The 24,990-nt window shown below is 38.8% G+C and carries 31 protein-coding genes; 29 read left to right on the forward strand and 2 right to left on the reverse strand.

Annotated features, from left to right (window positions below; genetic code table 11):
- Positions 1-17: 17 nt before the first annotated feature.
- The 20 genes from ACQ7EO_RS07675 (at position 18) to ACQ7EO_RS07770 (ending at position 16,242) form a co-directional block, all read left to right on the forward strand.
- The gene (locus tag ACQ7EO_RS07675; protein WP_434279310.1) at positions 18-1,010 is read left to right on the forward strand and encodes a hypothetical protein; all 993 of its coding nucleotides are present in this window, start codon (positions 18-20) and stop codon (positions 1,008-1,010) included.
- A gap of 52 nt (positions 1,011-1,062) precedes the next feature.
- A complete protein-coding gene (locus ACQ7EO_RS07680) occupies positions 1,063-1,539 on the forward strand; it encodes a hypothetical protein (RefSeq protein WP_434279311.1) in 477 nt (158 codons plus the stop codon).
- Positions 1,499-2,140, forward strand: a complete 642-nt coding sequence (locus tag ACQ7EO_RS07685; RefSeq protein WP_434279312.1) for a putative metallopeptidase — start codon at positions 1,499-1,501, stop codon at positions 2,138-2,140. The genes ACQ7EO_RS07680 and ACQ7EO_RS07685 overlap by 41 nt, the downstream gene beginning before the upstream one ends.
- A 58-nt stretch (positions 2,141-2,198) precedes the next feature.
- Positions 2,199-2,705, forward strand: a complete 507-nt coding sequence (locus ACQ7EO_RS07690) for a DUF2280 domain-containing protein (RefSeq protein WP_434279313.1) — start codon at positions 2,199-2,201, stop codon at positions 2,703-2,705.
- Positions 2,702-4,360: a terminase gene (locus ACQ7EO_RS07695; RefSeq protein WP_434279314.1), complete on the forward strand. Its 1,659-nt coding sequence runs from the start codon at positions 2,702-2,704 to the stop codon at positions 4,358-4,360. The genes ACQ7EO_RS07690 and ACQ7EO_RS07695 overlap by 4 nt, the downstream gene beginning before the upstream one ends.
- Positions 4,361-4,372: 12 nt before the next feature.
- Positions 4,373-5,782 (forward strand): DUF1073 domain-containing protein, encoded by a 1,410-nt coding sequence (locus tag ACQ7EO_RS07700; protein ID WP_434279315.1) that lies wholly within the window; start codon positions 4,373-4,375, stop codon positions 5,780-5,782.
- Positions 5,754-6,443 carry a phage head morphogenesis protein gene (locus tag ACQ7EO_RS07705; protein WP_434279605.1) on the forward strand — a complete coding sequence of 230 codons (690 nt, stop codon included), beginning with the start codon at positions 5,754-5,756 and terminating at the stop codon, positions 6,441-6,443. Before ACQ7EO_RS07700 ends, ACQ7EO_RS07705 begins: the two co-directional genes overlap by 29 nt.
- 44 nt (positions 6,444-6,487) lie before the next feature.
- Positions 6,488-7,789 (forward strand): DUF2213 domain-containing protein, encoded by a 1,302-nt coding sequence (locus ACQ7EO_RS07710; RefSeq protein ID WP_434279316.1) that lies wholly within the window; start codon positions 6,488-6,490, stop codon positions 7,787-7,789.
- A 2-nt stretch (positions 7,790-7,791) separates the two neighbouring features.
- Positions 7,792-8,268 (forward strand): structural cement protein Gp24, encoded by a 477-nt coding sequence (locus ACQ7EO_RS07715; protein ID WP_434279317.1) that lies wholly within the window; start codon positions 7,792-7,794, stop codon positions 8,266-8,268.
- A gap of 64 nt (positions 8,269-8,332) precedes the next feature.
- Complete coding sequence (locus ACQ7EO_RS07720; RefSeq protein WP_434279318.1) at positions 8,333-9,361, forward strand: DUF2184 domain-containing protein; 1,029 nt, start codon at positions 8,333-8,335, stop codon at positions 9,359-9,361.
- 9 nt (positions 9,362-9,370) lie between these two features.
- On the forward strand, positions 9,371-9,745 hold the full coding sequence (locus tag ACQ7EO_RS07725; protein WP_046761228.1) for an STY1053 family phage-associated protein: 375 nt from the start codon (positions 9,371-9,373) through the stop codon (positions 9,743-9,745).
- 2 nt (positions 9,746-9,747) lie between these two features.
- Complete coding sequence (locus ACQ7EO_RS07730) at positions 9,748-10,152, forward strand: DUF4054 domain-containing protein (RefSeq protein ID WP_434279319.1); 405 nt, start codon at positions 9,748-9,750, stop codon at positions 10,150-10,152.
- Positions 10,149-10,646, forward strand: a complete 498-nt coding sequence (locus ACQ7EO_RS07735; protein ID WP_434279320.1) for a hypothetical protein — start codon at positions 10,149-10,151, stop codon at positions 10,644-10,646. The genes ACQ7EO_RS07730 and ACQ7EO_RS07735 overlap by 4 nt, the downstream gene beginning before the upstream one ends.
- A complete protein-coding gene (locus tag ACQ7EO_RS07740; protein WP_434279321.1) occupies positions 10,639-11,007 on the forward strand; it encodes a hypothetical protein in 369 nt (122 codons plus the stop codon). Before ACQ7EO_RS07735 ends, ACQ7EO_RS07740 begins: the two co-directional genes overlap by 8 nt.
- 2 nt (positions 11,008-11,009) lie before the next feature.
- Positions 11,010-11,546, forward strand: coding sequence for a phage neck terminator protein (locus tag ACQ7EO_RS07745; protein ID WP_309285721.1), 537 nt, complete (start codon positions 11,010-11,012; stop codon positions 11,544-11,546).
- 9 nt (positions 11,547-11,555) lie between these two features.
- Positions 11,556-12,677: a DUF3383 family protein gene (locus ACQ7EO_RS07750; RefSeq protein ID WP_434279322.1), complete on the forward strand. Its 1,122-nt coding sequence runs from the start codon at positions 11,556-11,558 to the stop codon at positions 12,675-12,677.
- A gap of 9 nt (positions 12,678-12,686) precedes the next feature.
- Positions 12,687-13,130, forward strand: coding sequence for a phage structural protein (locus ACQ7EO_RS07755; RefSeq protein ID WP_239045839.1), 444 nt, complete (start codon positions 12,687-12,689; stop codon positions 13,128-13,130).
- A 13-nt stretch (positions 13,131-13,143) separates the two neighbouring features.
- The gene (locus ACQ7EO_RS07760; protein ID WP_105712880.1) at positions 13,144-13,605 is read left to right on the forward strand and encodes a phage tail assembly chaperone; all 462 of its coding nucleotides are present in this window, start codon (positions 13,144-13,146) and stop codon (positions 13,603-13,605) included.
- 56 nt (positions 13,606-13,661) lie between these two features.
- Positions 13,662-13,790, forward strand: a complete 129-nt coding sequence (locus ACQ7EO_RS07765) for a DUF6889 family protein (RefSeq protein WP_265596885.1) — start codon at positions 13,662-13,664, stop codon at positions 13,788-13,790.
- Positions 13,791-13,806: 16 nt separating this feature from the next.
- A complete protein-coding gene (locus ACQ7EO_RS07770) occupies positions 13,807-16,242 on the forward strand; it encodes a glucosaminidase domain-containing protein (protein WP_434279323.1) in 2,436 nt (811 codons plus the stop codon).
- On the opposite strand, the gene ACQ7EO_RS07775 is transcribed toward ACQ7EO_RS07770, so the two are convergent.
- Positions 16,239-16,592: a hypothetical protein gene (locus ACQ7EO_RS07775; RefSeq protein ID WP_434279324.1), complete on the reverse strand. Its 354-nt coding sequence runs from the start codon at positions 16,590-16,592 to the stop codon at positions 16,239-16,241. The genes ACQ7EO_RS07770 and ACQ7EO_RS07775 overlap by 4 nt on opposite strands.
- Before the next feature lie 4 nt (positions 16,593-16,596).
- Entirely contained in the window at positions 16,597-16,914 is a 318-nt protein-coding gene (locus ACQ7EO_RS07780) for a hypothetical protein (RefSeq protein WP_434279325.1), read from the reverse strand.
- A gap of 140 nt (positions 16,915-17,054) precedes the next feature.
- Between ACQ7EO_RS07780 and ACQ7EO_RS07785 the strand changes: the two genes are divergently transcribed.
- The 9 genes from ACQ7EO_RS07785 to ACQ7EO_RS07825 are packed head-to-tail and all read left to right on the forward strand — an operon-like array spanning position 17,055 to position 24,982.
- Positions 17,055-17,684, forward strand: coding sequence for a phage baseplate protein (locus tag ACQ7EO_RS07785; protein ID WP_333666291.1), 630 nt, complete (start codon positions 17,055-17,057; stop codon positions 17,682-17,684).
- Between the two features lie 2 nt (positions 17,685-17,686).
- Positions 17,687-17,986: a phage baseplate plug family protein gene (locus tag ACQ7EO_RS07790; protein ID WP_434279326.1), complete on the forward strand. Its 300-nt coding sequence runs from the start codon at positions 17,687-17,689 to the stop codon at positions 17,984-17,986.
- Positions 17,983-18,978: a baseplate hub protein gene (locus tag ACQ7EO_RS07795; protein ID WP_434279327.1), complete on the forward strand. Its 996-nt coding sequence runs from the start codon at positions 17,983-17,985 to the stop codon at positions 18,976-18,978. Before ACQ7EO_RS07790 ends, ACQ7EO_RS07795 begins: the two co-directional genes overlap by 4 nt.
- 3 nt (positions 18,979-18,981) lie before the next feature.
- On the forward strand, positions 18,982-19,659 hold the full coding sequence (locus tag ACQ7EO_RS07800) for a Gp138 family membrane-puncturing spike protein (RefSeq protein ID WP_434279328.1): 678 nt from the start codon (positions 18,982-18,984) through the stop codon (positions 19,657-19,659).
- Between the two features lie 36 nt (positions 19,660-19,695).
- A complete protein-coding gene (locus tag ACQ7EO_RS07805) occupies positions 19,696-20,052 on the forward strand; it encodes a hypothetical protein (protein ID WP_105712873.1) in 357 nt (118 codons plus the stop codon).
- Positions 20,052-21,233 carry a baseplate J/gp47 family protein gene (locus ACQ7EO_RS07810; RefSeq protein WP_434279329.1) on the forward strand — a complete coding sequence of 394 codons (1,182 nt, stop codon included), beginning with the start codon at positions 20,052-20,054 and terminating at the stop codon, positions 21,231-21,233. Before ACQ7EO_RS07805 ends, ACQ7EO_RS07810 begins: the two co-directional genes overlap by 1 nt.
- The gene (locus ACQ7EO_RS07815; RefSeq protein WP_434279330.1) at positions 21,226-21,819 is read left to right on the forward strand and encodes a DUF2612 domain-containing protein; all 594 of its coding nucleotides are present in this window, start codon (positions 21,226-21,228) and stop codon (positions 21,817-21,819) included. Before ACQ7EO_RS07810 ends, ACQ7EO_RS07815 begins: the two co-directional genes overlap by 8 nt.
- A gap of 2 nt (positions 21,820-21,821) precedes the next feature.
- Positions 21,822-24,569, forward strand: coding sequence for a pyocin knob domain-containing protein (locus ACQ7EO_RS07820; RefSeq protein WP_434279331.1), 2,748 nt, complete (start codon positions 21,822-21,824; stop codon positions 24,567-24,569).
- Entirely contained in the window at positions 24,566-24,982 is a 417-nt protein-coding gene (locus tag ACQ7EO_RS07825) for a hypothetical protein (protein WP_434279332.1), read from the forward strand. The genes ACQ7EO_RS07820 and ACQ7EO_RS07825 overlap by 4 nt, the downstream gene beginning before the upstream one ends.
- Positions 24,983-24,990 lie beyond the last annotated feature (8 nt).

The following is a 24,990-nucleotide window of genomic DNA, read 5'->3' on the forward strand; positions in this document are numbered from 1 at the left end:
ATTTATAGGGGATAGAGATGTTTGAAGATAAGACAAAAAATCAGCATTTCATATCAGTTGCAGAACAAAAGCTTAATGCTATGAATCCAAATGAAACTAAAAGAGAAAAAATTAGAGTTTACTCTTTTGATTTAATTGATAGAGAGCGATACACGATTGAGTTAAGTAGTCCTAGTACTATAAAAGCAGAAAAAAATTTAAGTTATTTAGATTTATACACTTTTGAAATACTAGATGATGTCCAAAGACTCTGTTTTGAAAAGCTATTTCAGAGGCTTGAAAATAGTGTGATTGAATGCACAAATAAAATTTTAGATGAAAATATCTTTACTGTGGATGAGTTTTTAAAAGTATTTAAAGCAAAAATTCTTAATATGATTAGGAATCCATATTGTATTAAATTCACATTGAACAGTTTTGGTGGTTTGTCAGATCACTACCCGACAAATATAGAGTTAAAAACTAAGTTTAATAAAATTAATGATTATAAAGTACCTAAAAAATTTTTAGAAACTTTTAATATCACAGAGGAGGATTATAAGAGTTGGTTGAAAATAATTTTCTTGATGATAACTCCTTTAAATTCTAACAAGTATATATTGGATGAAATGGCTGAAAATTTTTTTAATTTTGAAAAATATTTTCATATAATTAACCTTTTTAAATATAAGAACGAATCCTGTTTATTATCAGATAGAAGTTATGTGAATTTATCTTCATTATTTAAATCCACGAATGGTTTAACTTTTGGATTTAATTTACGTCATGATGCTTTTATTTATATGACTTTTCTACCTTGCGATTTGGAAAAATTAGCTAAAGAACTATTAGGGGAAAGAGGACAAAACATTGCAAAACTATTAAAAATTAATGGAGTAAAGCAAATTCAATCTAACCTAGTAATTCAACCTCATATTGATGACTTAGAGCTATTAAAAAATTATAATAGGCATGTAATTTATCAATGTGTAAATAATGTTTATGCAGCAAAAGAGAGTGTGTTGATTTAATTAAAATATGATAATACCCTCATAATGAGGGTTTTTTTATTTGGTGCTATTTATGGATATCAACCAATACATCAGCCTTATAAAAAAGAAGCCAATTAAAACAAATCCAAGAACAAGTCCACTGCCTAAAGCAAAAGAAGCATACCTAGAAGCATTTGAAGACTTTGAGCAATCGCTGATTTTATTCAAAATTAAATATGAGAAACTATTCCAATTTGAATCAACAAAACATTGGCGTTTTGATTTTCATCTTATTGAACTCAGAATTTTAGTTGAAATTTCTGGTGGACCTTGGTCGGGTGGTCGCAAAGGTAAGCTGAAAGACAAAGCTTGGAGTATGGATCGTTACGATGTTGCTGCCGAAATGGGTTACACCGTTGTTAGAATAGAGTCAGCACCAAGATATAAAATTCTGGAAGTTGGACCATTACAGGTCGAAGCTAATTTTTCTAGTCAGTGGATTAAGAATTTGAAGAGGCATATTTTCAATGGAACAGATCAGACCATTTCCACCGACAGAACTGATTGATCAAGCTGAGGAAGAAGAAGCGATTCGCTTGGCACCTGCAGCAGATCTAAAAGAATGGGTGTTAACCAACTTTCTTACGCTTGGCGGTGCACTTCATAATCCCGACCATGACCACATAGCAGAGCTATTACACGACGATGAAACTTTTTTAGCTTTCGCTTGGGCGTCATCTGCAGCTGTTGCTAAAAAGAGAATGGTACTTGGCCAGTGTGAAAAGGTCATGTTTAATCAAGGTGGTTGGCGTAAAGCTCGGCAAGAACAACAAATGCGCGACTGGTTTGGTTTTGTTCCCATTTATCTCATTACGGTTGATGCAAGTTTCTGTGAACGTTCGAACGATCGTGAATTTTGTGCTTTGATTGAGCATGAGCTATATCACATTGGTGTAGAGCGTGATGAAGATGGGGAAATACTCTATAGCGATCATACAGGCTTACCAAAGCATTATTTAGCAGGTCATGACGTTGAAGAGTTCATCGGGGTGGTCAAACGTTGGGGTACAAGCGAGAACGTCAAGCGAATGGTTGAGGTCGCTCAAAACCCGCCGTTTGTATCAGATTTAAATATTTCCAAGTGCTGCGGAACTTGTCTAGTAAATTGAGCCAATAGGCTCTTTTTTTTGTCATGTTTCCTTGATGAGCCTTGATGAAAGGTGATTTATGGCAAGGCTAAAAAAGGCTGAACAACTCTTTATAATTCGGTCACTTGCTCAGTTCATGACACCCACTGAAGTTGTTAGGGATATCAAGGAAACTCTTAATGTGATTGTTACACCTCAACAAGTTGAAGTGTACGATCCAACCAAAGTGGCTGGAAAGGATCTAAGGCAAGAATTTAAAGATGAATTTATTAAGGCACGTGAAGAATATTTAAAGCAGCCAATTCATAACATTAGTGGTGCAAATGACATTGTTCAGTTGCAAATTCTTAGTGACTTATTGATTTCTAAAAAAGGTAATGTTGTCTTATCGATCAAGATAATTGATCAAATTCAAAAGATCGTTAAGGGCTTTTATGAAAAGCGAGTGGAAATAACTGGCGCAGGCGGTGGGGCCATTAAAACTGAAAATATTCACGCCCCAATACTTCCACAATACACACCCGAAGAACTTGCAAAACTGACCCCGCAAGAACTTTCACGTTTAGCAATTACAGGTAAGTTATGACTTATGCACTGGATGAAATTGCACCCTTAATCAAGGCTTGGACAATCAATACACGTTTGCCTGATGTTATAGGGGAAATGAGCCGCCGTTATTATTATAAAGCGGTGACAGAGCAAAACGAATTAAGCAAACAGGCTGAACTTTATAAATGCCGAATTGATCCAGTGCATTGGTTTAATCATTGGATCTGGACTTATGATCCTCGTGGTATGTCATACGGGTTACCCGCAAATCTTCCTTTTGTGTTGCGTCCAAAACAAGTTGAACTTGTAGATTGGTTGCTTGAACGTGAAAACACTCAAACACATGGTTTGATTGAAAAATCACGTGATGAGGGAATGTCATATGTAGTTCTAGGATTTTTCTTGCATCGTTGGCTATTTGTTGAGGGTTTTGCTGGCGGTGTAGGAAGCCGTAAGGAAGAGTTGGTTGATAAAAAGGGTGACCCTAAAACGCTGTTTCATAAAATCCGAGATATGTTCAGTAAAATGCCTGATTGGATGAAGCCTAAGGGCTTTGTTGAAAAAGTACATGACAATTACATGCGTATCATCAATCCTGATAATGGAGCAACCATCACGGGTGAGGCGGGTGACAACATTGGCCGTGGTGGACGTACCACGATGTACTTTCTTGATGAATGGGCGTTTGTAGAGCGTCAAGAAGCGGTAGATGCGGCAATATCGCAAAATACCAACGTTCATATCAAAGGATCAACACCCAATGGTATTGGTGATAGATTTCATCAAGATCGCTTCAGTGGTCGATATTCAGTCTTTACCATGCCGTGGCGTGAAAACCCTGATAAAAATTGGACAGTCATTTACAACGGCAAAGAAATCCATCCTTGGTATGAAAAGCAATTGGCCACATTGGATGATGTTGTATTAGCTCAAGAGGTCGATATTAACTATGCCGCGTCTGTTGAGGGTGTATTAATTCCATCCGCATGGGTTCAGCTTTCTATTGATGCACATCTCAAACTAGGTATTGATCCTACTGGTGATCGTATTGGTGGGTTAGATGTTGCAGATGAGGGCAAGGATAAAAACTCTTTAGTGTGCCGTCATGGTGTTGTGATGGACTATCTCGACACTTGGAGTGGTAAGGGTGACGATATATTCGGAACTACTCAAAGAGCAATGGACATAAGCATAGAAAGGTCAATTGATACGCTTTTCTATGATGCTGATGGTTTAGGGGCTGGATGCCGTGGAGATTCGCGCGTCATTAATGAGCTACAGCGTGAAAAGGGATTGCCTGAAGTTGATGTACAACCGTTTAGAGGTTCAGGCGCGGTACATGATCCAGACGGGCAGATGGTAGAAAGTCGTTTAAATAAGGATTTCTTTGCCAACCTCAAAGCCCAATCGTGGTGGTCTTTACGTTTGAGATTTCAGGAAACTTTTAGAGCACTTGAAGGGCGTGAATATGATCCCGATATGATCATTTCTTTATCCAGTAAAGACATAGATCCAAAAGAGTTGGCATTACTTACCACTGAATTATCACAGCCGACTTATACAAAAAATGGCGTGGGCAAGATCTTAGTCAATAAACAACCAGACGGTACAGCATCACCCAACAGGGCTGATGGAGTCATGATCTGTTTTAATCCGCAAGTTTCATTCCTTAGCGTTTGGGGCAAGCTTTAATTCGAGAAAGATATGGGATTACTTAAATTTACTGCGGATAGTTTTCAAAACTTCGCGGCTCGGGTTGGCTTGGGTGCTGGAAGTCAACACGATCAATCAACCTACAGCGCAAATTACTTAAGTCGTAATCGATTGCTAGTTGAATCAATGTATCGATCGTCTTGGGTGGTCGGTCAAGTTGTTGATGTTGTAGCCGATGATATGACCCGAGAAGGCATTAACATGCGAGGCTTGCAGTCTCCAGAAGACGCAGAGGAAATCAATCAGGAATTAGATCGCTTACAAGTCTGGGATAAACTTAATAAAACTATTAAGTGGTCTCGGCTTTATGGTGGTGCAATTGCTGTCATGATGATTGATGGACAAAATGTCTCAACGCCGTTGAATATCAATACAGTGGCTAAAGATCAATTCAAAGGCTTAATCGTTCTTGATCGTTGGATGGTTGTACCGACTCTAGAAGATCTGGTCACTGAATATGGACCATATTATGGAATGCCTAAGTATTACGATGTGATTACCGATTCCGTCGGTTTGTGTAATCAAAAGATTCACTATTCACGAGTGATACGTATGGATGGTGTAGAACTCCCATATTGGCAAGCAATTGCTGAAAATTTATGGGGACAATCAGTTATTGAGCGCTTAGAGGATCGTTTAACAATTTTTGATAGTGCAACTTTAGGTGCTGGCCAGTTAGTCTATAAGGCACATTTACGCACATATAAGGTTAAAGGCTTGCGTGAGATCATCGCAAAGGGTGGACGACTTTATGATGCTTTAGTTAAGCAGATTCAACAGATTCGACAATGGCAATCTAACGAAGGTATGACCTTGATGGATGCCGAAGATACATTCGAAACACATCAATATAGTTTTACTGGTTTAGATAATTTGTTGATGCAGTTTGGACAACAAATTGCTGGTGCAACTGGGATCCCTTTGGTTCGTTTGTTTGGTCAATCCCCCGCAGGCTTTAGTGCAACAGGTGAAAGTGACTTATCTAACTATTACGATAATATTAATCAACAGCAAGAAGGCCGTATGCGTACGCCGTTGCAAACGCTTCTAGCTGTTGTGTCATTATCTAAATTAGGTAAAGCCTTACCTAATTCGTTTAAATTTGATTTTGCGTCTCTTTGGCAGATCGATGAAAAGGTTAAAGCCGATGTGGCCAATACGGTAGCTCAGGCAGTTACTACTGTTGAAGAAAGCGGATTAATCAGCCGTAAAACCGCTTTGAAAGAATTACGCCAATCTTCAGAAGTGACTGGAATTTTTTCACATATCACTGATGAAGAAATAGAAGCTGCAGACGATGACCCACCACCACCTAAGGGTGAATATGATGAAGAATCAAATCAACCGACTGACACCCAATCGGGCAAGAAAGATGGAGATTCGGTACAGTCAGCAGCTTAGAAAAATTGCGGGTTATATTGATACGATAGTTAAAGGCTTTAACGTAAATGATCCAAGATCACATGCTCTTATTGTTTCTGCCTTAAACGAGTATGCAAATACTTTAGATTTTTGGGCAAAAAATGCTGCAGGTAGAATTATCACAGATGTAGCTATACGTGATGAGAAAACTTGGTTGATTTATGCGCAAGATTTATCGCGAGGCGTCAAAGATCAAATTCGCAATACTGATATTGGTGCGGTGTATCAACAATTACTTAATGAGCAAATACGCTTAATTAAATCCTTGCCTCTTGATGCAGCACAAAGAATCAGTGATTTGTCTACACGTGCCTTAATTGAGGGTAGCCGAGCCAGTGAAATATCTAGCCTGATTATGGCCACTGGCCATGTGACCAAGTCACGTGCAAATACTATTGCACGAACTGAGGTGAGCCGAGCACAAAGTGTATTTACCCAAGCAAGAGCTGAAAATCTTGGATCTGAAGGATATATCTGGCGTACCAGTGATGATCTCGATGTGAGATATAGTCATGAGCAAATGAATGGAAAGTATGTGTATTGGGATGAACCACCAACACTAGATAAAATGACTGGCCATGCAGGATGTTTGCCGAATTGCCGATGCTATTGCGAACCAGTCATACCGGATGATTATTAACCACCTTTTTGGTGGTTTTTTAATGCCTATAGAAAGGTAAAACCATGTTTAAAAACAAACCAAAATCTAAAGCTACTGTAGATCGCTCAAACTTTTACACGACTGGTCAGATTGGTCGCACGCGGGAAACAACACCTGAAGGTTATTTACTTTGCCGTGATGTGCCAATTGCACGTATAGGTAAGCTGATGTATGGCGATGGTGAGGTACCAGTCACAGCAGATAAAGACAAGATCATTATTATTGAGCGTGGCGAAGATGTGCTTTTTGATCCGCGTACGATCGCAAGTTTTGAAGGTAAGCCAGTCACAGACGACCACCCAGATGATTGGGTGAATCCAGAGAACTGGAAAGATTTATCTAAAGGCTCTGCGAACAATGTCCGCCGTGGAGATGATATTGATTCTGATTGTTTAGTTGCAGATCTACTTATTACCGATAAAGCAACAATTGATGCGGTAATGGCTGGAAAGGTTGAAATCTCACTAGGTTATGATGCTGATTATACTGAAATTAGTGTCGGTAAAGGATTTCAAACTAATATTTTTGGAAATCACATTGCCTTAGTTCCTAAAGGGCGTTGTGGGTCACGTTGTAAAATTGGAGATAGCTTTATGGCTAAGAAGAAAATTAGTTTTGCTGATCGTATCCGCAATCTAGTTAAAACAAAGGATGCTGACGAGGCTGAGAAATTAGCAAAAGCAGTTGAAGACGAAGCGCCCGATATAAAAACTGAGGATGAAGATCCTGAGGATGAATCTGGTACACAAACTGGTGATGCTGCTGTCAATCGTGAAATTCTTAAAACTCTTAAAACAATGGATGCGCGTCTAGTTGCTTTGGAGAAGAAGAAAACCAAAGATTCAGAATCAGAAGAAACCGAAGATGATGACGATGAGGAAGCCGAAACCAAAGATGATATTTTAAAAGCTGAAGAAGCAGCTAAATTATCAGAACAAGGTGTTCAAAATCATACTGGTGACTCGTTAAAACAAGTATTGTCACGCGCTGAAATATTGGTACCAGGCATTAAATTGCCCACTATGGATAGTGCTAATAATGGCAAGGCTGTATTAAATGCTAAACGATCAGCACTCAAACAAGCATTCGCCACCACAGATGGTCAAAAAGCCATTTCACCATTTATTGGTGGAAATACAGATTTTGATGCAATGTCAGTTGCAACGATTGATGCTGCATTCATTGGTGCATCTGAGTTAATGAAACAGCAAAATAATTTAGCTGGTGTTCGTTCAGGTATTTCTACCCGTGACTTTGGTCGAGCGCCAGCATCACCTGCAGATATTAACGCCCGTAACCGTGAATTTTGGAATAAAGGAAAATAAGCATGAGTAATGCAATTTTATATCGTATGCCGTCAGGCATTCCGGGAGATGTGAGCCGAAAATCACATTCAACAATTGAAGCGCATCTTGCGGTCGGTAGTTTTGGTGCTTTCGGTGTATTTGGAAAATTAACGGCAGATGGAATTGTCCCTTTAACTGCTGCAGATACTGATGTTTATGGCTTAATTGTTCGCTCATACCCAACACAATCAGCCTTAAACGGCATGGGTGCTGCAATTCCCCAATCAGGAATTATCCAAGATGTATTGCGCCGTGGCTATATGACCGTTCGTTGTAATGCAGGCAATGCCAAAAAAGCGGGTACAGTATTTGTTCGTGTTGCTGCTGGTACCGAACTTAAACCTATTGGCGGTATTGAAGCAGTTGCAGATGCCACAAATACAATTGAATTGAAAAACGCCATGTTCATGCACGATGCAGATGCACAAGGCAATGTAGAAATCTCATTTAATATCTAAAGCTTAGTAGATGTAAAACAGGACGCTATAAGCGTCTATTTTTATGTCTGGAGAAAATAAAAATATGAGTAAATTACTCTTAGCCACTACCATGGCGCAGGCAGTAGCAATGGGCAATCCTATTCGTGCACGTACACGTGACAATGGTATGGGAATGCGCACCTTTGATGCTCAAACAGTGGATAGTACTGGTGCTTTCTTACTGGGTGAATTAGAGCGTCTCGATCAAACCATGCACGATCCATTGGTGAGCGTAACATGGGGGCGTGATGTTGACTTGCGCTCTGATGTGTCGATTGCTGATGAAACCTCATCCTTTACCAACTCTACTTTTGCAGCTGCAGGTGGTGCTTCACCGAACGGTAAATCATGGGTAGGTAAGAATACAGATGCTATCGCTGGTATTGCATTGGATATTGGTAAAACAGCGCAACCATTGACTTTATGGGCAATGCAGGTTGGTTGGACCATCCCAGAACTTGAGTCGGCACGTGCGGTTGGTCGTCCTGTAGATTCTCAAAAATTGTCAGGATTACAGCTTAAGCATCAAATGGATATTGACGAGCAAGTCTATATTGGTGATGAAATGATAGGCGTGGAAGGTTTACTTAACTCTTCAAAAGTGGGTGCTACCAACGTCAACAAAAGCTGGAAAACATCAACACCTCAAGAAATCTTGGATGATGTAAACCTCATTTTAAATAACGCATGGTTGGCATCTGGTTTTGCTGTATGCCCTGACAAGTTATTGTTACCGCCTAATCAGTTTAGCTTACTGACATCTCGAATTGTGAGTGATGCTGGTAATATCTCAATCCTTGAATTCTTAAAGCTTAATAGCTTGTCGAATAACGTTAACGGTCGACCATTAGATATTCAACCATCTAAGTGGTGTGTGGGTCGTGGTGTAGGTGGTACAGACCGTATGATGACTTATACGCAATCTGAAAACCGTGTTCGTTTCCCCCTTGTACCGTTGCAACGTACACCGATTGAATATCGTGATTTACGTCAATTGACCACTTATTTTGGTCGTTTGGGTGCGATCGAGTGGGTTTATCCTGAAACCGCTTACTATGCTGATGGGCTATAAGGAGTCACTATGTCAAAGTTAGTTCAGATCCTTTTGTCAAAGCAGCTCACTGTAAACCTTGGTCGTGATGACCAAGGGGAAGCAAAAACTATAGTACTGCAACCCGGCTTGCAAGAAGTTGAGCAAGATATTGCAGAACATTGGTTTGTTAAGGCACATGCGCAGGCAATTACTCCGAGTGATGCACTCTCAAGCGAGCTACAGGTTGCGCTTGATGCTGCAAATGCTGCAATTGAATCATTAACAGCACAGTCCACTGCAGCGGACGCAATGATTGATGAATTAGAAAAGGCGAGTAAAGCCAAGGATAAAGAAATTGCAGATTTAAAAGTGCAATTAACTAAGGCTCAACAATCCACTGCAGCGGACGCAAAAGGTAAATAATCATGATTACTGAATCATCCTTTCGTGAATCTATGCCGATGTTTGCCGATGTGAATGAATATCCATCCTTTCAGTTCAATTTCTACTTGAACCTTGGAAAAAAGCTATTGCCTGTTTCACGTTGGGGTGATCCTAATGATCCTGATGGTTTGATTGATTATGGTCTGACTCTTTTTATCGCTCACTATCTCACGCTTTACAAGCGTGGGATGGATGCTTCAAGTATTGGCGGTGATGCAGGAAAAGTCATAGGCAATGAAACGTCCAAATCAGTAGATAGTGTATCTAAATCAATGGATGTATCAGGTGTATTAATCACAGATGCAGGGCATTGGAATATGACGACCTATGGTATTCAGTTCTATGAGCTCATGATGATGGCTGGTGCAGGTGGTATTCAACTATGAGTGTAGCTTCAACAGGAAACGGATTACTCGATATTCTCAATGCTGTATCTGAGTTATCGAAAACAGATGTTTTGGTGGGTGTACCACATGGTGATGCCAGAACAGATGGAGACGGTATGACCAATGCAGCTATTGGTTATTTACTCGAAACTGGTTCCCCAGCTATGAACTTACCCCCACGACCGCATTTAGTACCTGGTATTGAAGAGGTTCAAGATGTTATCGCTGAAAAGCTAACATGGGCTGTTGATGCTGCATTAACTGGTAACACCAAGCGCATGTATTTCTATCTTGAATCTGCGGGCTTGAAAGCCACCATGAATGTTAAACGATTTATTAATGCGGGTGATTTTGCCCCATTAGCGCCGTTGACAATCAAAGGCCGTAAAGCTCGAGGGCGAAAGTCTGAAAAGCCATTAGTAGATACAGCTCAATACCGTAATTCACATACTTATGTTGTGATGCGCGGAGAGGAGGAAATTAAACGTGCCTAATCTTGATGTATCAGACGTTCTTCAAGATCCTGACTTTACGACAAAGGACCTTATTTGTAAGCGGATCGAGGTTGAAGTTGGAGAGAATGGGCGACCGATTAAAACTGAAAACAGTTTTAAATTTAGTGGCGTGGTGACAACCAATAGCGGTCAAAACATGGATCGTCGAGAAGATGGCACACTGATTAAAGGCGCAATAAATATTCACACCAAAACCCCATTAATAGCGGGCAGTAAAGGTCATCAAGCCGATGAGATTACTTGGAAAGGTAAAACTTACTATGTTGTTCAGGTGTTTGACAATTTGCATTATGGGCGTGGATTTAATAAAGCAATCTGTGACTTAAAACCTTTGGGGTAAAAATGGGTGACTCTGCAACAGGTGGTTATATTCCACCAAGCGGAGGTGCAGCCTATGACCAAGAATTAGAAGATATTTTTCAAGCTTTCATTGTAGGGGTTACATCTCTACAAGGTCAGTTCGTGCGCCCTCGCTGGCAAGAAGATCCACCACCTATGCCCGCCGTTGGCGTGGATTGGTGTGGTTTTGCAGTAAAGGCGCTCACCTCAGATGATGGTCCTATGTTTGAACAGCATGACGAGGATATGGATTCTATACGCCACGAAACCTTAAAACTGTTTTTATCCTTTTATGGCCAACGTGGTCAGGCATTTGCAAATATCTTTAAAGATGGTCTAGGCATTCCGCAAAACATTGCTCAATTACGTGAGCACAAAATCAAATATGTTGGGTGTGATGAAATTATCACCGCACCCGACTTTCTAAATCAACAATATGTGCATCGTTATGACTTGGTCGCTACTTTTAGACGTAAGACCAAACGGACGTATGCGGTCAAAACATTCAAGAGTTTTCAAATTAAAACTCATCGAAATTAGGAGTCTTAAATGACATTACCTGTTTCTAATGTCGTCAATGTCAGCATTAGTCTTGCTGCATTAGCGGCAGGGCCTCGTTCGTTTGGCTCTTTACTGATTCTAGGTTCAACTAGTGGTGTGATCGATAATATTGAGCGTATGCGCCAATATTCAAGCATCAAAGAGGTTGGCCAAGACTATGGCGTTGATGATCCAGAATATAAAGCGGCATTGACGTATTTTGGCCAATCACCAAAGCCTCGAACTTTATATATTGGCTATTGGCACAAAGATGGACAAACACCTGAAACTATTCAAGCTGCAATTACAGCATGTTTAGATTCACTAAAATGGTACGGTTTGGTTGTGGCATCTGACTTAACCGATGAACAAGTTTTATCTGTTGCCTCTCTGATTGAAGCGGCTGATCCTGTACGCGTGTTTGGTCATACGACTCAGGTAGATGATTCAACAAGCGCAACAAGCAAAACCGATATTGCTTACAAACTTTCAAATGCGAAGTACCGCCGTACCTTCTGTATTTTTTCAAGCACCAATGCTTATGCTGCAGCTTCAGTTTTTGGTCGTGCATTTAGCGTGAATTTTAACGGTACTAATACCACAATCACCCTTAAGTTTAAGCAATTGCCGGGCATTCCACCTGAAGATTTAAAAATCTCAGAAGCGAATGCATTGACGGCTAAGAACTGTAATGTTTTTGCCGGTTACGACAATGACACAGCCATTCTACAAGAGGGTGTGATGTGTGATGGAACATTCATTGATGAAATCCACGGCTTAGATTGGCTTAAAAATCATTTAGAAAATTCGCTTTGGAATCTGTACTACACCAACACAACCAAAATTCCCCAAACTGCTGCAGGCGTAAATCGTCAGTGTGGTGTACTTGAGCGCGCATGCGAGCAGGGAATGAATAATGGTTTGATGGGTGAGGGGCAATGGAATGGTGATAGCTTTGGGGCCTTAAACACTGGTGATTATCTACCAAAAGGCTTTTATGTATTTGCCAATAGCTTAGATGATCAAGCTCAGTCGGAACGTGAAGCACGTAAAGCCCCAGTATTTCAAATTGCTGCAAAGTTGGCAGGTGCAACACACTCTGCCGATGTTCTAGTCGCAGTCAATCGCTAAGGAGTCATTATGAGTACATATAGCTTTATGGATACCCAGTGCTCTTTAACGAGCGCTGACGGTGTTATCGATCTTGGGTATGGTGCAGGTATTGCAGAGGAAGGTATTACATTTGCAATGGCTGGCGATAAAAACACCATGACGATTGGTGCAGATGGTGAGGGAATGCATTCCTTACATGCTGATAACTCAGGTCAGGTCACGATACGTCTACTTAAAACATCGTCAGCAAATGCCAAGCTGATGAACATTTATAACGCTCAGAAAGGCGTTACACGTAAATGGGGCAAAAATACCATCACTTTGAATCATTCAGGCTCAGGTGATAACCACACTGCGTCCAAATGTGCATTTAAGAAAGTCCCTGATTATACCAATGCAAAGACAGGGGCAATGGTTGAGTGGGTTTTTGATTCAATCAAAGTCGATATGAAATACGGCACTTACGAATAAGGTTTAATTATCAATGAATGAACTCATCACAATTGGTGAGCATGATTACACGATCGGGCGCTTAAATGCGCTTGATCAATTTCATGTATCACGAAAAATCGCCCCCATCGTCCCTACGCTTATGCCAATCATTTCTGAGGTGGCCAAAGCGGATCTTGATGCCATTATCGATTCTATCAAGGAAGGCAATAATGATGACCTTGATGATTTAGAGCCTTTAGCTCAAGCCTTAGAGCCATTAATGGATGCATTCTCCAAAATGCCTGAAGAGGATGTAAATTACATCATTCACAAATGCTTATCTGTTGTGAAACGTGGTTCATCGGTCGTGTGTCGTGGTCAATCGATTATGTTTGATGATCTCGACATGGTGCAGATCCTCCCGCTTGTTGTTGCAGTGATTCGTGTCAGTCTAGGAAATTTTATTCAAGGACTGCTTATGAAGGCATCGACCATTCAGGAACAGTCCACATAGATTTTAAAAGACTTCCAGATAAAGAAGATTGGCTCTTACGTCCTGTAATAAAAGGCATGTGCAAGTTTGAATCTTTAAAAAATGGCAAGGTTGATTTGGCAGATATTGCATTGATGAATGATGCTCTTGATGTTGTTGCTGACAATGAATATTTGATCATTGAAGAGCGTGAAAAAGAAAAGTAAATAATTAGGTGGTTTTATGGCTGAAGAAGGTGTAATTCGCAACTTCATGGTTGCATTAGGTTTTAAAACTGATAATACCGGTTTGGGTCAAATGCAGGATGCAATGGGGCGTGTAGAGCTTAAATCGGCTTCGCTTAAAGTTGCCCTTTTGACTTTGGCCACTGGCGCGGTGATTGCAGTGCGGCAAACTGCAAGCGAGCTAGATAAGCTTTATTTTTCTTCTCAGCGCATAGGTGCTAGTGCAACCAACATTACTGCATTTGGTAATGCTATAAGCCAAATGGGTGGTAATGCTGAAAGCGCCATCGGCACATTAGAATCATTAGCTGAAAAAATGCGTAATTCCCCTGGTTATGAGGGAATGATTAATAGCCTTGGCGTGAATACAAAACAAGCCAATGGTGAGATGCGTGATCGTGTTGATGTAATGAAAGATCTAAGTGGTGTGCTTGCTCAAATGCCAGCATATCAGGCAAATGCTTATGCCAATTCATTAGGTATTGATCAAAATACTTTATTGGCTATGCGAGATGGTAAATTTGTATCGAACATGGAGAAATACCAAAAGATACAAGAACAGCTTGGCATGAATGATGATTTGACCAAATCAGGCAATGATTTCATGACTGAATACCGTGACCTGACTATGGTAACCAAGACAGGTTTTCAGGTCATTGTGATGCAAGCTGGAAAGGCTTTAATACCAATTCTGCGATTGCTTAACCAGTTAATACAAGCGGGGATTTCAGCATTTAGCCAGTTGAATCCCGAAATCAAGCAGATGCTTGGTGTAGGTTTACGCTTTGGCATGTTGGCCTTAGTTTTTGGTGGATTCATCAAAACGTTTGGGATGATCTTTAAATTTATACCAATGATCAAAAGCTTTATTGGCGTATTAAAACTTTTCCGTTTGGCTTTCCTTGCTTCACCGATTGGCATCATTTTAGCTTTAGCTGCAGCATTAGCCTTACTCTATGATGACTATAAAACATGGCGTGATGGTGGCAAGTCGTTATTTGATTGGTCTAAATGGACCAACGGCATTGATACCATTATTAATAAGATCAAAGACTTTTTAGATTTGCTCGATAAGATCAAAGATAAAGTTATTAACTTTGTTCAAAAGATTATTTCAGATCCAGTCGGTGCTGTTCAGGAAGTTGTCGAAACTACAAAAGATGTTTTATCTAATGTAGGCAATGAGCTGGCTAATCCCATTCCAGATGAAAATGGGGAAGTTTCTGCCCCACGTGATGCTATTGCTAATGGAATGGATGCAGGTTTTGGATTAGTTGATAAAGGGTTGGCTTTCTTTGGTGATAAAGATGCTCAAACTCGGGTAGATCAACGTGAACGTGATGAAATCGGTTATCAATCACAACCAAAGATCGAAACGCCTAAGAATGCTAAAGATTTAGCTAAATTTGCCGAAAATGCACCTCAACCCAATAAGCCAATAGCTCAATTGACGAATAGTGCTGAAAAACCACAGCCAAACAAAGCTCAAAGTTCTCAATCCATCAAAAATGAGAAACCTCAAAATAAAACAGCATTATCTGATGGCGTTAAGAGTGTTACTCAAAAAGGTATTGATGCGGTCGTTAATGTGGCTACGATGGCTCAGAATGTAGTATCAGAGGCAGTATTTAATAACTCAAACTCAAGTTCATTCAATAGAGTGGCTCCGATAAAAAGTGGCGCAACTGGCACTAAGCAAGTTGAGTTTATCCAAAAGTATTGGGGTATGGCTGTAAAAATAGCCGAAGCTTTAAATACCAAACCAGATTTAGTTATTTCTCAATTTGCTGCGGAAACAGGTTGGGGGAAGAGTATTATTAAGGGAACGAATAATCTGGGAAATATCAAAGCTGGTAAAAATTGGAAAGGAGATACAGTTAAGGCATATGATAGGATTGAAAAATCATATGATCCATACAAAGTGTATAAGACACCTGAAGATTTTGCAGAAGATTATATACAATTGGTTGGTAAGAGTAAGCGTTATCAGAATGTTAAGAATTCTAAAACCGCAATTGAATTTTATTCCAGTTTAAAAAAAGCAGGTTATGCAACGGATGTTAAATATGTAGATAAGGGCATTAAGATGCATAAAAGTGTTGTGTCTAGACTTGATGAGGATAGGATTTCTGTACCAAGTAAGAAACAGAATTCAATTAGTAAAAATTCACCAAGCACAGTTGCAAATTCCATCCCCCCAAAAATGCCCATTATTAACTCTTACGCTCCACCTTCAGGAAATCCTGACAAGACAAATATCAATAATTTAATTTCAAAAATGAATGCATCAAATGTCAATATTCATCAAGAATTTAAAACTGATATGACTATTAATGGAGCTAAAGAACCCATCGAATCAGCTAATGCCGCAAAGCGTCAGCAAGAAAATTCAATGGCTGTCATGGCTAGAAATGCTAAGAGCATATTTGCTTAATCAATTGGACTGATGCGACCAGATATTTTTAAGTCTTTTTCTTTGATCCAGCCTGAAGTATCTGTTCCATCGTTTGCAATATACATTACATAAATCCAATTTTGCTTTTCATTTAAAAATTCTTGATAGCCAATAACTGAATCTTTAGGAATTAAAAATGTTTTAGCATACTTACATTTATTTGATGGGGCAGAATGAAAGTATGCTCTATAACCCTTTTCACCCTTAACAGTGAATGCGTATTTTGTTCCATAATGTATGCCATCTTCATCAGCTAATTTATTTAAATCTTCACAATCCGCCCAAGCACCGCTACTGATTAAGATTGTAACTAGTAGTAATTTTTTCATCTTATTAATCCTTGGGTAATATAGGTTCATAGTAGCAAGTACAATGTTGGCATTTTAATCTATCTAGTGGAATAAGTGGGACGTCTGCTAGGTTGTAGACTTTTTTCATTCTTTTAATAGCAGGACAAGCATCTATATCTTGCTTATCTACAATGATTTTCACTCGTTTGATTTTAAGACTAGATTTTTTAAATCCTTCTAAATCTTTAGTATGGCTTTGACGTTTTTCATCAAAACCATAAACATTACGTTTAGCTTTCTTAATAGGTTTAGTTTCTATAACCTTTTTATTTGTTCCAAAAAGCCAAGAAAAGAGGCCCATATTCCTATCCTTTAATCATCGTGAAGCGGGAATAATAATTTTATGTAAATATTATTATGTGAAAACTTTTTAATAAATACCAGTAGTTACAGCATTAATTAAACCGAGCCTTAATTGCTCGGTTTTTTATTGGGTGAAATATGTCAATTAACACGATTTTAAATACAGCATTAGGCACTGTTGCTGCGTCACCTTTAACTGAAATAGCGGGTTCACTTTTGCTTGCAGGCCGTGGACGTACAATCATGGGGCTATTTGCAGATGTAACTATCGAAGAAAAGCACAAAGATGAATTAGTGATTACTGAGCATCCGACAGAGGTTGGATCTCCTATGGCTGATCATGCTTATAAAGAGCCGCCTGAGGTAATAATTAAAGTTGGTTGGTCAGAAAGTGCAGGCAAGTTAAATGGATTAGTAGGTGATTCGCTTTTATCTGAAACCACTGGCCTTGTTGCTGTATATGAAACCTTGCAACAGCTTCAAAACTTAAAGCAACTTTTGGTAATTTCTACAGGTAAACGTCTGTATTCAAACATGCTGATTAAATCTCTTGGATGCACAACGGATCTTCAAACTGAGAATGTCTTAATGATTGAAATGACATTGAAAAAAGTATTCTTAGTTCAATCCTCTGAAACAATTGTTTTACTTGATAACCAAACTAATCCAGCGACTACTGCTGGCGTATCCAATGGCGGTACGGTTCAAGCGACACCAGTAAATGAATCAACTTTGAGCAAGATTGCTACTGGTATTTTTGGGAGTTAATTATGGGCTTATATAAAATCCCTTTAGGTATTGGAAATCAAAAGTTCGCTGTTCAGCTCAATAAAATTACCTATAAATTGCAACTCATTTATCGATTAAATTATTGGTACTTGGATGTAATGGACGGTTCAGAAAATCCGATTATTTCGGGTTTGGCCATGAATCCAAATCTAGATTTACTTGAGCAACATCAACACTTAATCAAAGGCTCACTCTTTGTAACCAATTCAAATAAAGATGAGTCGCAAGGGTTTTATGATTTGGGTTCAAAAATCCAGTTGTATTGGAGTGATCCATCATGACATTACTATGGGACCGTAAGTGTAAATTAACTGTGCAAATTAATAATGGTCAACCTGAAGCGCTAGATCTATCCGACTTTAAAATTGTATTTCACATTGGACAGGCGACCACTTCAACACCGAAAGCTGCGGAATTTTATATTTACAATCTAAGTGAATCTACAATGAATCGCTTAGCTGGAATGAACAATGAACGTATTGAAACTACTTTAATTTTTGAAAGTGGATACATGCTTGGCCCTTTAGAAATCGTTTTCAAAGGTCGGGTTTTTCAATATCGCCGTGGACGAGATAATCCTACTGATACTTGGCTATGTATTCTTGCCCAAAGTGGTGACAGATTAAAAAATGCTGCCTTAGTGAATCAATGCGTACCTGCAGGTACCACGATTGATGATACGGGCAAAATTTTAATTGCTGAGGCAAATAAACAAGGAATTGAAAATGGTGATTTAGTGGATCTTCGCCAACAACAATATCCACGTGGACGTGTATTTTTTGGATCGTTAGAACAGAATTTACGTCAGTTCTATGAAGAAAATAATATGCTTATAGACTTCTCAGATGACACTTTGAGCATTGCGCCAGTGATTGGATATACACCAGTACCTGTTCAAGTGCTTACGCCTACAACGGGGATGGTAGGGATGCCACAATTAACAAGTGAGGGGCTTAAAGTTTCTTGCTTGTTGAATCCTAAAATGAAGTGGGGCGGGCGTGTTCAAGTCGATATGACCAACCTACAAACTGAGGGGTACGATATTTCCTATGGTGGCCAAGAAGTAGATCAAGCCCAAAAGGATCCTAGAATGGCTACCAATGCAGGTGGCCTTTTTCTTATTAGATCAGTTGAGCATCACGGAGATACTCGCGGCACTGAGTGGTACACGGATTTAGTTTGTATTGGTATTGATGCAATCGTACCTAAAACAGGGATTACCATTGAGGCGGTTGATGATAATTATCGGCCATCGGACACTGCAGGGGGATAGCCAATGGCTTTAAGTTTTAATGAGCTTTCACCCGATCAATTAACAATTATGCAAGATGCCATTAAAGCAGAATTGGCAAACTTCTGGACGGCCTTGCCTTGTGAAATTGATAGTTATAATGCTGAAGCTGTAACGGTAAATGTTCAGCCATTGATTAAGATCCCCGTAATGACCACCAGTGGTGATATTGAAACGGTTGAATTACCCGTTATTCAAGATGTGCCGGTGATGTTTCCTTGTGCTGGTGGCTTTACGATCACACACCCTATTAAAAAAGGTGATGAGTGCTTAGTTTCTTTTGCTGATCGTAATATAGATTTGTGGTGGCAGTCAGGCGGGATTCAAAATCCCTTTGATATGCGAAAGCATGATTTATCAGATGGATTCGCTTTTTTTAGGCCACAATCACAAACAAAAAAAATCAGTGATATTTCTACTGATAATCTAGAGATCCGTAATGATGAGAACAGTTGCAAGATTCAAATCACACCAGGTGGAGAGATTCATTTTATAGGTTCAAAGGCAATTTTTCATTGTGATGTGGAAATGAAAAAAACTTTGACGGTGACGGGCATTATCAAATCACTTGCAGATGTAGTGGCCAAGACAGTGAGTTTAATAAGCCACATTACAACAGGGGTTAAATCAGGCACTGATAATTCAGGACCACCAAAACAATAGATACATCAAAATGAGGGGCGCGAAAGCGTCTTTTTTATGCGCTATAGAAAACAAGATGAACAGGGTGATTACAGCTTTGGGTCAGGTCTAAATAACTTTCATATTGATAGTGCAGAGGCTGTTGCTCAGGCAATTGAAACAAGGCTCAAGCTATGGATTGGTGAGTGGTTTGCTGATACGTCAGATGGCACAGGTTGGTCTCAAGCAATTCTTGGAAAACAGTCTAAGAATTTATATGAACTCACATTACGCCAGCGAGTACTAGAAACCTTTGGAGTAACGAGTATTGAGTCTTTCCAAAGTTCACTTGATTCAGATACTCGCAGTTTAACAGTATCGATGACTGTGAATACTATTTATGGCCAAACTACAGTAACAGGGGCTTATGATTAATGGCAATTACAACAGTTGCACCAATCATTAATGAGAATGGGATTAGTGCACCCACGTATGATCTAATACTTGCTTACTTCAAACAGCAATATAAAAACATTTATGGGAATGATGTTTACTTAGAAAATGACAGCTTAGATGGTCAGTTTTTAGGAGTAGTATCTTTAGCCATTGCAGATGTGAATGCAGCATGTGTTAAAACATATAATTCATTTAGCCCCAAAACCGCTGATACTGAAGCTTTAACACGTAATGTCAAAATTAATGGCATTTCTCGCGCATTAGCAACGTACTCAACCGTTGATGTGACAATCACCGGTACTTCAGGAACGCTAATACGTGCGGGTGTAGTAGCGGACACCAATAACAATAAATGGATCTTGCCGTTAAATATTACGATTCCGCAATCTGGTTCTATTGTCGTTTCTGCTACAGCAGAAAATGCGGGTGCAGTTCTAGCTACAGCGAATGCCATTAAAATTATTTTAAATCCAACTCGAGGTTGGCAAAGCGTAATTAATCAGAACTCATCTTCTATTGGCCAAGATGCAGAAACCAATGCCAAGTTACGTCAAAGACAGGCTTTGTCGGTCGCAATTCCCTCTCAATCCTTACCTGATGGTTTACGAGGGGCAATTCTAGATTTGCCTAATGTCACGCGCTGTAAATTTTTTGAAAATAAAAAAACAGTAGTTGATGCCAATGGATTACCGCCTAAATCGATTTGTGTCATTGCCTATGGTGGTGACTCACAAGCGATCGGGAAACTGATCCACAAATATAAATCAATGGGATGTGATTTATATGGAAATACCAGTGTGATTGTCGTCAATGTTTATGGTGATGCAGAAACAATAGAGCTGTATAGGCCAGATGTTGTAAACATTAGTTTTAAGATACAAATCACAACGAATGATTCATACAGTGCAGATACTGAAGAATCAATTAAAAAGCTACTTGCTGAATATGTAAACGCATTAGACATAGGCGACAAGATCACCCAAAACAAGCTTATTGGTGCAGCCAATCTATACGGATCTGAACAGAGCCAGACTTATGAAGTTTCCTCAATAATTATTGTGGCCAACAATGTCGAATATTCCACTGATTATATTTTACCGTTTGGCTGCGTTGCTTTTTGTGATCCTTCATCGATCAAAATCGAGGTGACCAGTGGATGATAAAAAGATTGGTGATTATAGAAAACTAATTACTAGTCAGCATCGTTTAAAACCTAAATATATTGCAATGATCGAAGCAGTCAATTCCCCGTTAGTTGACTGCTTTAATTTTTTGAATAATTTACACAGCCACTATGATGTTGACACCGCAACAGATCCTTATCTAGAAACCTTAGCCCGTTGGACGGGAACACCCTTAATTATCCCCGGTGCAGCACAGCTTGAATATTTTGGTTTTATCGATCAAGAAAATGCACTGACATTTGGCGAAACAGATAACCCCGATGTGGGGGGATTCTTCCGCGAGTCTGGCCAATCAGGCACAGGTGGATTGATACCCAAAGGGCAATTTTTAAGAAATCTGATTAAGGCCAAAATTCTAAAAAATATAAGCACTGGAAATATAAACCAGACCAAAGAAATTTTTAGATTAGTCCTGAATCACGACAAATTTAAAGTGATTGACAATAAAGATATGTCAGTAACTTTCAAGTTTTTAACTCGAGAGTCTTACTCGGACAAAATTCTCGTTCAATTATTTTTCCCATTGCCTGCGGGTGTATCACTTATTATTGAGAGCATGTAAAAATGGCAGTTGATAAATTACCTGAATTTGCCAAAGATGGGCAAAAAAACACCGAAAATTTAAATCAAGAAGAAGGTTTTCCAGTCAATTTAAAACCTGCTCGACAATGGTTTAACTATCTATTTAATAAGCTTTCTTTGACAATTAATCAAATTATTGATGAAGATTATATTCGCCATAATGAGCTTGTCGACAATCTTGTTACCGATGTTTCAAATAAACCACTGTCAGCAAAACAAGGGAAATACTTACAAGATAATAAAATAGATCGTTCAATTAAAATTCCAGAAAATGCGGATTTGAATGATTATAAAAAAGAAGGAACTTATTTTGTAGATTACAACCTTACAGCTGAAACAATAAAAAATAGCCCGACTAATCTAGCTTTTACATTACAAGTAGATGTTACCGCTGGATTTATTCAACGTTTAACTACATATAAAGAAGCTGGTACACTTCAATACATCCGTTCTCAATATGTAAGTGGATGGACTTCTTGGTATAAAACATACAGTGAATTAGATCCGCAGCCGACTGTTGACGCAATTGATAATTTAACTTCAAATGATGCAAAAAGGCCATTATCAGCAAACCAAGGTCGTCTATTAAATATAAATAAATTTGATAAATCAGGTGGCAACTTAAGTGGTGAAATTTCTATTAATACTGGTGAAAGTTCACCTATTAAAACTGTAGTTAATAAATCAAATTCGATCACAACTAATTCACCCAATAACTTGGCAGCCATTATTCATGCACTTTCTTTTGGATGGTATGAATCAGAGTGGCAGATTGGAAATGTAAGGAGTGGATCTCAAGAAACAGCAGGCTTTGGTTTAACCTTAGGTAATTCAAATTTACGTTTTTTAGTGAATGCTAATGGTACCAGTAATTACGGTACATTTGATTCTGTCGGTAATATTACAGCCCCACTAGTCATTGGTAAATTACAAGGACGAGTAAGAACAGAAATCTCCGCTTTTAATTCTGATAATGCTTTTTTAGATAAATATACATCTGGCGATTCATCATCATTCTTTTTTGATAATGGCGGTGATAATAAATATTTTACGAATTTTTCTGTTGGTGTTTCTGCTAATTTACAGGATGGTGGTTATTTTCTAATTGGTGCTTCTCCACTAGACAATAAAATAAAAGCAATGTCTGGTGTTAAAGAAGCGAGTGGAGGATATAGACTTCAAAAGAATTTAACTTTACTTGATAGCGAGTCTAACAACAATGTTAAAGGCGATTTTGTGTGGGACCACCATAAGCTGGGTGGTTGGGCTAGAGGACTTGTCTTTAGAGCAAAAGCTGATAGTAGTTTATATTCAGGATTTGGCGCTTATGGCAATACTGATACAGTGGAGAGTGTTTATTTCGGCTTAAATGGGGAAAATCTGTGGGGTAAAGGCAACGGTAAAGGGGTTTGGCTAGACTCAAATGGTGCTTACACAAATTGTAAATGGACATTCACAGACTGGGTGTCAGGTGCTTTTAATGGTGTATTTGATGGTTTTGTTGTTGCAAAAGATACGCGAAATATAACCCCTGCCCAAATAGGTGGTGCAAGAATGGGCTATTATTTTGCTGAATACACAGGTATTAGATATGGGACAGTCACAGGCTCGACTTGGGGGGATTTTCTAGCACTCAACGGCTATAGTGATTCTTCAGGTGGTAAAGTAAATGGATTGTTTTTTGATAAAGTAAGTCATCAAATTTACCATTTCCAAAATAATTATGGAGCAAATAATTGGGGTACGCCTCGTCAAATTGCATATACGGATAACCAGACTTTTATAGGTTCTAATAAATTCAATGGAGACGTGCAAGTAACGGGTTCAATTTATGCTCAAAAGTTTAAAGGTGAAAGTGACTTTGGATTTCTATCTACTGATGAAACTAGAGCAAAAAGAATATTAACTGGTGGTTTACTTGCTTCAGATAGCTTTTCTGATTCAAGTAAAATTCCAAACTTGGGAATATTTTCTAAAGGTCATATATATACAGCATCTGATGTATGTTCAGATACATATCGCGGTTATGTAGCAATAGCAAAATTTATTGGTAATTTAGACGGGAAATTGTTTAATCCAAGAATGATTAATGGTGTAGCTTTTGATGCAAGTATTGACATTAATATCCCTCCTGTAAGCTTTTATATTACTGCAGGAGCTGATTTAAACAATTACCAATCAACAGGTTTCTTTTTTCAAGATTCTGATGCAGTAGCTCAACAAATTGCAAATGTGCCACAAGCCAATGCATTCTCATTGAGAGTTGAAAGATCTGCAGGTTGTTCTCAATGGTTTACGCCATATAACGGTGGTGGATTAACATATTATCGACATTTCTATAACGGATCTTGGTCAAATTGGGTTGTTTTAAAAGCTAATAGAATAACACTATCTGGTGCAATTATAGGTAGCGCAACTTTTGATGAATCTGGAAATATTAGTATCCCTACCAATTTACAAACTGGGATTGGTATTAATCAATATTATCAGGATGTTACTGCTTCAAGAATCTCAGGTGTTGTCTATACCAATAATACTGGAAACACAATTTTTGCAATTATTACGGCTTCAGGGAGTAATAACACTGCATTAACGCATCAAGTCAGTGGTGTTCAGTTTATAAATACCAATGAATCTTTATCGAGAACGATCTCATATGCTATTCCTGATGGGGCATCATACATGGTTACTGCAGCAACAATTTATAAATGGTCAGAGTTAAGACGATGAAATATTACAGAAATATCACTACTAACTTAATTCATGGGTTTGAAAGTGACGGTTCACAAGATGAACTTATAACAGATGAATTTAAGCCTTTAACAAAAGCTGAAAAAGAACGCCTTTTAAATCCACAGAAATTTCTAACAGTTGAGGAAAAAAGGGACATTTTCTTAAGTACGCTAAAACCGCTAACTCGTCGGCAATTTAAGCTCGCATTGTTAGAAAATGACTTACTCGATCGTGTTGAATCAACTATTGAGACTATTCCAGATTCCTTACTTCGTAAGCGCTTACAAATCGAATATACAGAGTCAGATGAATTTCAACGTCAATCAGAATCAGTTATTGCAATGTGTAATTTGCTTGAGCTTAAAGAGGAAGAAGTGGATTCCCTTTGGCAGAAAGCCATGACGCTTTAAGTCTAAAT

Origin of the sequence: Acinetobacter sp. CE-15 (assembly GCF_051059255.1) — a bacterium.
Taxonomy (GTDB): domain Bacteria; phylum Pseudomonadota; class Gammaproteobacteria; order Pseudomonadales; family Moraxellaceae; genus Acinetobacter; species Acinetobacter guillouiae.